At 49.0% G+C, this 9619-nt stretch carries 9 protein-coding genes; 5 read left to right on the forward strand and 4 right to left on the reverse strand.

Annotation, left to right across the window (positions count from 1 at the left end; all coding sequences use genetic code 11):
• Positions 1-16 precede the first annotated feature (16 nt).
• Positions 17-778, forward strand: coding sequence for a TatD family hydrolase (locus tag AC4MRN_RS06730; protein ID WP_491202840.1), 762 nt, complete (start codon positions 17-19; stop codon positions 776-778).
• Here AC4MRN_RS06730 and AC4MRN_RS06735 read toward each other — a convergent pair.
• Positions 754-1086, reverse strand: coding sequence for a hypothetical protein (locus tag AC4MRN_RS06735; RefSeq protein ID WP_491202841.1), 333 nt, complete (start codon positions 1084-1086; stop codon positions 754-756). The genes AC4MRN_RS06730 and AC4MRN_RS06735 overlap by 25 nt on opposite strands.
• Before the next feature lie 215 nt (positions 1087-1301).
• Between AC4MRN_RS06735 and serB the strand changes: the two genes are divergently transcribed.
• On the forward strand, positions 1302-2318 hold the full coding sequence (gene serB, locus AC4MRN_RS06740) for a phosphoserine phosphatase SerB (RefSeq protein ID WP_491202842.1): 1017 nt from the start codon (positions 1302-1304) through the stop codon (positions 2316-2318).
• A gap of 86 nt (positions 2319-2404) precedes the next feature.
• Here the strand turns inward: serB and AC4MRN_RS06745 are convergent, their stop codons facing one another.
• Positions 2405-3001 carry a hypothetical protein gene (locus AC4MRN_RS06745; RefSeq protein WP_073323868.1) on the reverse strand — a complete coding sequence of 199 codons (597 nt, stop codon included), beginning with the start codon at positions 2999-3001 and terminating at the stop codon, positions 2405-2407.
• A 212-nt stretch (positions 3002-3213) separates the two neighbouring features.
• Between AC4MRN_RS06745 and AC4MRN_RS06750 the strand changes: the two genes are divergently transcribed.
• Positions 3214-3528, forward strand: coding sequence for a co-chaperone GroES (locus AC4MRN_RS06750; protein ID WP_073323867.1), 315 nt, complete (start codon positions 3214-3216; stop codon positions 3526-3528).
• Positions 3525-5153: a chaperonin GroEL gene (groL, locus tag AC4MRN_RS06755; RefSeq protein ID WP_490402297.1), complete on the forward strand. Its 1629-nt coding sequence runs from the start codon at positions 3525-3527 to the stop codon at positions 5151-5153. The genes AC4MRN_RS06750 and groL overlap by 4 nt, the downstream gene beginning before the upstream one ends.
• Before the next feature lie 74 nt (positions 5154-5227).
• On the opposite strand, the gene AC4MRN_RS06760 is transcribed toward groL, so the two are convergent.
• On the reverse strand, positions 5228-7750 hold the full coding sequence (locus tag AC4MRN_RS06760) for a PilZ domain-containing protein (RefSeq protein WP_491202843.1): 2523 nt from the start codon (positions 7748-7750) through the stop codon (positions 5228-5230).
• Between the two features lie 187 nt (positions 7751-7937).
• Between AC4MRN_RS06760 and radA the strand changes: the two genes are divergently transcribed.
• Positions 7938-9305 (forward strand): DNA repair protein RadA, encoded by a 1368-nt coding sequence (gene radA, locus AC4MRN_RS06765; protein WP_491202844.1) that lies wholly within the window; start codon positions 7938-7940, stop codon positions 9303-9305.
• 6 nt (positions 9306-9311) lie between these two features.
• Here the strand turns inward: radA and AC4MRN_RS06770 are convergent.
• Positions 9312-9619 (reverse strand): hypothetical protein (locus AC4MRN_RS06770; protein ID WP_491202845.1); only part of this gene is annotated, 308 nt, incomplete at its 5' end.

Below are 9619 nucleotides of genomic sequence, written 5' to 3' on the forward strand. Positions count from 1 at the left end.
TTGTGTTATTCAGGCCATGATCGACTCGCACTGCCATCTTGATCTCGCTGCCTTTGACAACGACTGGCTGCAACAAATTGAGGCTGCCAAAGCCAGGGGCGTAACACGCTTTTTGGTGCCAGGCACCACTGAAGCGGGTTGGGATAAGCAGCTTGCCATGACGCAAACTGTTGCTGAAATAGACATCGCTTTCGGGCTTCACCCCTATTTCTTACCTGACGATGCAGAGCCGGTTTTGGCTCGTCTCGATGCGCGCCTCAAACAATCAACAGCATCATTGGTGGCACTGGGCGAAATCGGCATCGATGCCAGTCTAACCACGCCAATCCAGTGCCAACAACAGGTGTTTGAAAAACAGCTGTCGATGGCTACTCAATATCAGCTGCCGGTGATACTGCATCATCGAAAGTCCCACCATTTACTGATTGAGTCCCTAAAACGCTGCCGCTTTCAATACGGTGGTGTGATACATGCCTTCTCTGGTAGCCTGGAAGCAGCGAAGGCCTATACGGATTTGGGGTTTTGCATTGGTGTTGGCGGCACAATTACCTATCCCAGAGCACAAAAGACGCGGCAAACAATAGCCAAACTCCCTTTGGAGAGCCTGCTGCTTGAGACTGATGCACCGGATATGCCCATGTGCGGCAGACAAGGTGAGCGCAATGCCCCTGTGTATTTGCCTGACGTGTGTCAGGCTCTTGCTGAATTGAAGTACACCTCGGTGGAAGAGATTGACGAGGTTACCAGTAAGAATTATCTGTCGGTGTTTGGGCGGTAAAGGATAGATAAATAACCCACGACCTGTTGCGTATCTTCCGAAATTATTGGGGTAAATACCGACTGCAAAGCCGGTTCAGTTCTGACCATGCCAACGAAAGTGTCAACCTTGCCACTGTGGGCCAGTTGCTCTCCTGCAGGACTGAAAACACTGGCAGCTATTACTGACTCTTCTAACATCAAAGTCGCCAAGGTTCGATTTAGCGCATCAGTGTCATTTTCCTGTGTGCTTTGTGCTAGCAGAGCGGTGTAATGAACTACCAGTTTTTCTGCCTGAGAAGTGGGAGCCGAAGGAGAAATTAGCGACATACTTAACAGAAAGCCTGTCAACAAAACCACAATGCCGAATAACCAGGAACGGCGCGAAAGTTTTGTTAGTACCCGTGTTGGCGTATGAAAAGCAGATTTTATATATGTCATATAGCGAAAAACACTGAAATTAATGTAGTGGAAGGATTTCACCGGCGGCGCTGATCCGTTAGGATTGGGCACATTTTGTTGTTAGTCAAACAGGACCCATCATTTTGCAACCACTCGTCATAGCTGAGCCTGCACTAAACAGTGCTGCTTTCCTTCGTTCTGTGTTAGCAGAGTATCAGAATCTTAGTTGGGATCAATCTTCCGCTCAATTACAGCAGGTCCAGGGCCGCAGTACCGATGCAAGATTAGTCATTCAAAGTCAGGCGCTAACGCTTCAACAGGTAGCTGATATTCAGCAAAGTCTGTCAGCCGCACTGAGCGTGCACAGCTTCTCATTGCACCCATTTGATGAACTGTTAAATCACACCGTTGTGGTCGCTGCGGTTGACCATAGCTGCGAAGACGATGAGCTGGTAAAAGCCGTTATTGCCAAAACAGCAGAACAGCATCACTGCGAAATTGCACTGCTTGAGCATACCCCGAAACTTTCTGAACCCGGCTTGTTGGTCATGGACATGGATTCCACGGTTATTCAGATTGAGTGCATTGATGAGATCGCGAAGCTGGCGGGTCTTGGGGACAAGGTTGCAGCCGTAACTGAGCAGGCAATGCGTGGCGAGTTGGCGTTTAAAGATAGTTTGATTTCCCGCGTAGCGTGCCTGGACGGTGTGCAGGTTAGTCAGTTAGCGCAGATCCGAAACAGTATTCCGTTAATGCCGGGCTTGTCTAAATTATTGGAAGTGCTCAAGGCAAATGGCTGGAAAGTGGCTATTGCTTCAGGCGGGTTTACCTACTTTGCCGGTTATCTGGAAGAGCGACTTGGTCTTGATGCCAGTCGGGCCAACGTGCTGGCTGAGGAAAATGGCGTGCTTACCGGTAACGTCATTGGTGATATCGTTGATGCAGAAGTAAAAGCCGAAACGGTGAAAGCGTTGGCAGCGCAGTGGGATATTCCTATGCACCAGACGGTTGCGATGGGCGACGGTGCCAACGACCTTAAAATGATGGACGTTGCCGCGCTGGGCGTTGCATTTGAAGCCAAGCCTATTGTGAATGCCCAGGCTGATGCCGCTATCCGTTATTCCGGATTAGATGCCATGCTGGCGTATTTGTGCCCGTAAGCAACATCTAATTATCGCAAACCATGCGTACTAGTCGGAGCGCGCCATTGTAAATACGGCGCGCGCCACTGATAGCGGGGTTAGCGTTATTGAGACGGCGTATCAGGGGTGAGCTGGATACCCATTTTCGCCAGTTGAGACGCTAAAAACGGGTCGCCACTTTTCCTCCAACGTTCATACACCGCCAAAATATCGGACATATCAAAACCTTGCTGTCTATTCCCTGCGCGAGCAACCAGTTCCAGCATGTCATGGAACGTGGTGGCTAGTTCAGCAAATACATGTTGGTAGTCTCTGGCGTGTATCGACAGGTAATCGTATGCAGCGGTTCCCATTCCTACAAAATAATCTTTTTTAATCCCCCGGCGGGCGTAATTTTGCGGAAACAAAGCCCCTATAAATAACGCCAGGTCGCCTAGTTGACGTAAAAACAAACAACGTTGGCGCGCAATTGGAGTGTCCAAAGCGTCCTTGTAAAGCAAAGCGAGGGGACGCACTCCAAAACGCCCATCCTGATAACTGTATAGTGTACTGCTATTTCCGAAACGCGCCAGCAGGTTGCCAATATACCAAAGCGTATCTTCCTGCGGGGAGGGCTCAAACATGTTGGCCAATTCTTCCAGTTGTTCACGAAAATAATTGGAAAGTTGTTGTTCAAAAATAAGGTTTGGCTGTTGTTGCATAGTCACCTCAGTTTCGCTATTGAACACTTTAACGTTAACGCATAACTGCCTTATTTGCAGATGATTTTTTATTCTTAAAAATTATTTTTTTATAAAAAAAAGTTACAAATTCTCACTATTGAAACAAAAACGGCGTGACCTTATTTGCTGGATTGGGTGCATATAACCCAGAAATACTATCTGTTAGTTCAACTTTTTTGGAGAAAAAAGCAATGCGTATACGACCTATGTATGACCGCGTGGTTGTTCGCAGATTACCCGTTGAAACCAAAACCAGCGGGGGAATTGTTATTCCTGATAAAAGCGCAGGTAAGTCAACTCGTGGCGAAGTGCTCGCAGTTGGGCCTGGAAAGTTACTCGATGATGGCACAACGGCAACGCTGGCAGTGAAAACGGGCGACCAGGTACTGTTTGGCGAATATGCCGGAACTGAAATTAGCCTTGATGGCGACAAAGTGTTGATCATTAAAGAGCAGGATATTCTTGCTGTAGTTGAAGAAGACGTTGAACAGGAGAAAGCCGCATGAGTGCAAAAGTCGTTAAGTTTTCAGATGACGCACGTGGACGCATGCTGTCTGGTGTAAACGTGCTGGCTGATGCAGTAAAAGCCACGCTTGGTCCAAAAGGTCGAAATGTGGTTCTGCAAAAGAGTTATGGCGCTCCTCGTGTTACTAAAGATGGGGTGTCGGTTGCCAAAGACATCGAGCTGAAAGACAAATTTGCCAATATGGGGGCGCAAATGCTCAAAGAAGTTGCGTCTAAAACCGCTGATGTTGCCGGTGATGGGACGACAACTGCCACCGTGTTGGCCCAGGCTATTGTGAGGGAAGGTCATAAAGCCATAGCGACAGGTATTAACCCCATGGACCTGAAGCGGGGTATTGATGCAGCCGTTACGAATGCCGTTGAACATTTGCACAACCTGTCTCGTCCATGTAGCGACAACAAATCGATTCGTCAGGTCGCAACAGTGTCTGCGAACTGGAATGATGATATTGGTGAAATCATCGCCAAAGCGATGGAGCGTGTAGGCCGTGATGGTGTCATTACAGTAGAAGAAGGAAAATCGTTACACAATGAACTTGAGGTTGTTGAAGGTATGCAGTTTGACAGGGGCTACCTGTCTCCATACTTTGTGACGAATACCGAGAAAATGCAGGTAGAGCTGGATAACCCTTACCTGCTGCTGGTCGATAAGAAAGTGACACAAATCCGCGAACTCTTACCGCTGCTCGAAGCTGTAGCCAAAGCTGGCAGACCGCTAGTCATTGTTGCTGAAGACATGGAAGGAGAGGCGCTGGCGACACTGGTAGTGAACAACATGCGCGGCATACTGAAAGTGGCTGCCGTTAAGGCTCCCGGGTTTGGCGATCGCCGCAAAGCCATGTTGCAGGACCTGGCAATTCTTACCAAGGGAACCGTGATAAGCGAAGACGTAGGCCTGAGCCTTGAAAAGGTTGAACTGGAACAATTGGGCAGTGCTAAGCGTGTCGTAATAGGTAAGGACAACACTACCGTTGTTGACGGTCAGGGAGATAAGGCAGATATCGAATCGCGTGTTGCGCAATTGCGTCAGGAGATAGACAAGTCGACCTCTGATTATGACAAAGAAAAATTGCAAGAACGCATTGCTAAATTGGCTGGTGGCGTCGCGGTGATTAAAGTAGGTGCGGCTACCGAAGTTGAAATGAAGGAGAAAAAAGACCTGGTAGACGATGCATTACACGCCACGCGAGCAGCCGTTGAGGAAGGGATCGTACCCGGCGGGGGGATTGCCCTAATTCGCGCTGCACAGGCAGTGACCAAGGCTGACTTGAGTGTAGCGAATGAAGAGCAAAAGCTGGGTGTGAATATTGCCGTGCGGGCAATGGAAGAACCCTTCCGCCAAATCGTCACTAACGCAGGTCTTGAGTCAAGTGTTGTCCTGTCTCAGGTGCGGCAGAATGAAGGAACCTATGGCTTCAACGCGCAGAGTGAGCAATATGGCGATATGTTGGATATGGGGATTCTTGATCCCACAAAAGTAACGCGTACAGCACTTCAAAATGCGGCTTCTATTGCGGGCTTGATGCTGACTACCGAAGCAATGGTGGCAGACGCTCCGTCTAAGCAAAATGCAGAGACGGCAGCCACAGGCGCGGAGTGGGAGTAACTCGTACTCTAATGTAGCCAGGCATTTGCTGTCTGGCTACCTCTTGCTGCTTTCCGTAGCAAAGCGGCTTTGTACTAGCCGCTTTTTAACAAGGCCTTAATACCACTGGGCTCAATAGCGTGCTGGCTGGGTGTTTGATAGTTAGCCTGCACTTCCTGTAAATCAAATCCAAAGCGCAATAATACCTCATCGGTAATATCGACAGCGTGGACGCAAGCACCAATACTCCACAAACGCTCTTCCAGCTCTTTAGCACGGTGAATGGCATAAACGCCAATGTAATTAATTTCCGACTGAAGCATTTCCAGATCGGGTTTGCCGGTGGTCGTTACCGATACAGACATAGCAATGAATTGGCCGTCTTTTAGTGTATCGGCGATAAATTGTTTTTGTGCTTCGTGGGAACTAAAGCGATGTTCGTAGCGCGCATCGATAGCGGCGCGAGGATCCTTTTCAGTAGGTTTAAACGCAACAAACAGCTCTCGCATGACCGGCTGGTGCTCTGTTTTTACCTGTTTGATAGCCTGCTGAATAAAGGGAGCATCTAAATGGCGATCGCGGAAAAATACTTCCAGGTTCAGTTTATTCTGTTCTGCAAAGTGCCCGCACAGGTTTTTGAGTCTGGGGCTGGTCTCGCCCAGAACACCCACCTGAGGATGGTAGCGTCCGCTTGTCTTAGACAACACAAATGCTAATGTTGCCGGGTTTTTCGCATTAATACACCGCAAGGCATGGCCAATGCCGGGGATTTCTTCTTCATCCGGGTAGGTCTTTAGCGACGCTTTATTGCTCTTAATGAGTTCGGCAAAAAATGTGCGGGCAGATAACCCGTCTTCACCGGCGACAGTGCGCAAGTGTAAAATGTTTTTGTCACCGCTCACATGCACCACACGGTATTGCAGGTTTGATACATCGAATTTACTGGTCAATTCCTGCAGTTTCGGGAACGCCAGTACTACGCGCATATTTACATCACCGTGATACTCACCTTCAATTTCGATACGTAAACCATTAATGGAAATGTCTTCACTCACGCCGGTAATGGTTTGCCCTCGGGCATGCAAATTTACGGAGGTCCGCAATAAATAGCGGGTTTCCATACGCTGTTCATGAAACTTGTAGCGAAATGCTTTTACCGGGAAGGGCGGACGATTGCGGGCGTGACCGAATAGTTTAAGCGCTTTTAACTGGCTGCGATCGATTTTTATCTGACTGAACAGCAGTTGCTCGGCGTCGGATGTAATGTCGGTGATCTGCGCGATATAGGCCAGGTTTTTGAGTTTTGCCATCAACCGCGGGGCCGGTTTTGCATTTTGTCGCTTCACTTTGGTGCCCACTTCGTCGGGCAGCGACAGCGGCGCATAAGCCTGCTTAGGAGACATGTTGCTCAGGCTCATTTTAAAGACCCGCCAGCTGACCTTGCGGGCACCAAATCCTAAAAATAAATTCCGCAACTTTTCATGGCGGGCCAGATCGATATGACTGGCGGAATAAAAATAGACCTTGCCGTTTTGAATATGGTTAAACGCGTAAATAAACAGCGTAGGGACGTCTTCCTTACTTTCAATCAGGTATTGAATACGCTCCTGATTTAGAAGATAGCCCAGTCGGAGTTCGTCTTCCTCGTCATTCCAGTAGCCCAGAATATGTCGGTTGAGTTCATTGGCCATCGCAAAGCGGGGCAGGGCTCTGCCTTCATTTACGTCAATATAGACAGGCAGGGTCGGACAACTGGGTGAAAAGTACTGTTCACACGACTTGTTGATGATGGCATCAACGGTGTTGTCCATATTCACTTTATAGCGGCGCTTATTGCCGTGAATAAACTTGTCGATGAACTGGTCAAATGCATTATTCGGGGCATCGGCCAAGCGTTTCATTTGCAGGAACTGGTGCTCCTGCTTTCTGGAGATACTCACCACCTGGTATTTAATGGCTTGCTTCTTGTCCAGAGAATACTCTGTTTCCAGGCCTCGAAAGTACACGCCGATTTTTTCACCGGGTTTAAACAGTTGTTCTTTCGAGAGCTTTATTTTCAGACCGTGAGACGAAATATCCACACTGGTTGCACGCAGGCTGTTATTCGTTTCAGTGAAAATCTCCAGCGCCACAGCGAAGTTCATACGTTCTTCGTTTCGCTTGGCATAGTCTAATAATCCGATATTGATAACATCAAATTGTGTCAGGCTATTCTTCGGCTTTTCAGCCACTTCCTGTTCTTTTTCGTTGCGGGCTTCTGCCTTTTCCCGAATAACTCTGAAGTTGTTCTCCGTTGCCATAACGGCTTCGTAAACGCCGAAGCAATACAGCCCGAAAATTCGTACTTGTTGTTCAAACACTTCGATCGCAACGTCGTCGAGGTAGTGCTTGATACCATTGTATTCATAGAGTTTACACTGGCCGTCAACCTGGCCGCGTAAATCAATGGCGCGCAAACAAGGGCGGGCGAGGCGCTTTACCTCCATTTTGATCAGGAAACGCTTTTCTTTTGGAATGTGCGAGGCAATTTGTTGCAACACCTGATTAAACTCAGGTTCTTTCACCATGGGCTTGAGTTGCTCAATGACCGACGCGTACTGTGATAAATCCTGATTCATATCTTTGGTCTTGCTGTCTACCCTGAAGGTTTTTGTTATATTACCGTTTTTATCGGCAAGTGCTGGATATTAATTAACGAGAAATCAATGGGAACGCGGTTTGCGCCTTCCTGTCGCACTGGTAATGAACATGCCTTTGTATTGAATCCCAGATTAATACGTATCCAAAAGGAAACCAACCAATTTTATGGCTAAACGTAAAACTGCCTTTGTCTGTTCTGATTGTGGTGCTGAATTTCCTCGCTGGCAGGGCCAGTGTACGGAATGTAAGGCTTGGAATACTATTTCTGAATTTGTGGTCAGTCCTGCTAAGTCCTCCGCGCGGGGTAATTTAGCCGGATACGCTGGGCAAACCACTAGTCAGGTTCAGGTACTGAACGAAATCAATGTTGAGGACTTACCGCGTTTCGGGTCGGGTTTCAAAGAACTCGACAGAGTACTTGGCGGCGGCATTGTGCCGGGGTCAGCGATTCTGATCGGTGGCTCGCCTGGGGCCGGCAAGAGTACCTTGCTATTGCAGGTGATGTGTCAGCAGGCCGTCGGCAAATCTGCCTTGTATGTGACCGGCGAAGAATCGCTGCAGCAGGTCGCCATGCGCGCCAAACGTTTGGGCCTACCCGACGACAAACTAATGATGCTGGCAGAAACCAATGTTGAACTGATTTGTGATTTAGCGTTAAAACAAAAGCCGCAAATTATGGTTATCGACTCCATTCAGGTAATGCATGTCAGTGACGTACAGTCAGCGCCCGGCAGTGTATCTCAGGTGCGGGAAAGCGCGGCGTACCTTACCCGGTTTGCCAAACAGCATCATATTGCCATGTTTATTGTTGGCCACGTTACCAAAGACGGCAGTCTGGCAGGACCGAAAGTACTGGAGCACTGTATCGACTGCTCCATGATGCTGGAAGGGGAAAGCGATGGTCGCTTCCGGACTCTGCGAAGCCATAAAAACCGCTTTGGTGCGGTGAACGAGTTGGGTGTTTTCGGGATGACCGAGAAAGGCATTAAAGAGGTGGGGAATCCCTCTGCTATTTTCCTGAGTCGAAATGAAAATCAGGCGCCTGGCTCCGTAGTGATGGTGATATGGGAAGGCACCCGGCCACTATTGGTTGAGATACAGGCATTGGTGGACTATTCCCCGTTGAATAATCCACGCCGGGTTACGGTAGGGCTTGAGCAGAACCGCTTAGCCATGTTGTTGGCAGTGATGCATCGCCACGGCAACGTGCAAATGAACGATCAGGACGTATTTGTCAATGTGGTGGGCGGCGTTAAAGTGGCGGAAACTGCAGCCGACTTAGCCCTGCTGGTTGCGATGATTTCAAGCTTTCGCAACCGGGCGTTACCCCGCGATCTTATTGTTTTTGGAGAAGTGGGTCTGGCAGGTGAAATCCGGCCTGTTCCCAACGGCAGTGAGCGGTTAAGCGAAGCGGTGAAACATGGCTTCAAGCGCGCTATCGTGCCGAAGGCGAATGCCCCAAAACAACCTATAAACGGGTTGAAAGTCATTCCCGTTACCAAGTTAAGTGAGGCGCTTGAAGCGCTGGAGTAGGACGGGTCAGGATGCGCCCGGCAGTGCGTCGGCAATATGGTCGAGCAGAATCATTAGTTCGTTGGTGTCCATGTCCTGTTCTCCGCTATTGAGCAGCAATAGCCGACGTAACGCGCCTAAGTCTTCCAATGGGATATGAGTGAGCTGCATACCTAGCACGGTAGCTGCGGGTGTGCGCTCTGCTTCATGCTGGACATGGGTGATCTGCCCGAACAAGGTTATCGTCGGGCTGTCTGCATTAGCCTGAATGGTTAACGTTAATGGTTGGCTGATATCCAGTGCGCTGTCACTGTCCACTCGTACTCTCACGCCTT

This window comes from Marisediminitalea sp., from assembly GCF_984433645.1.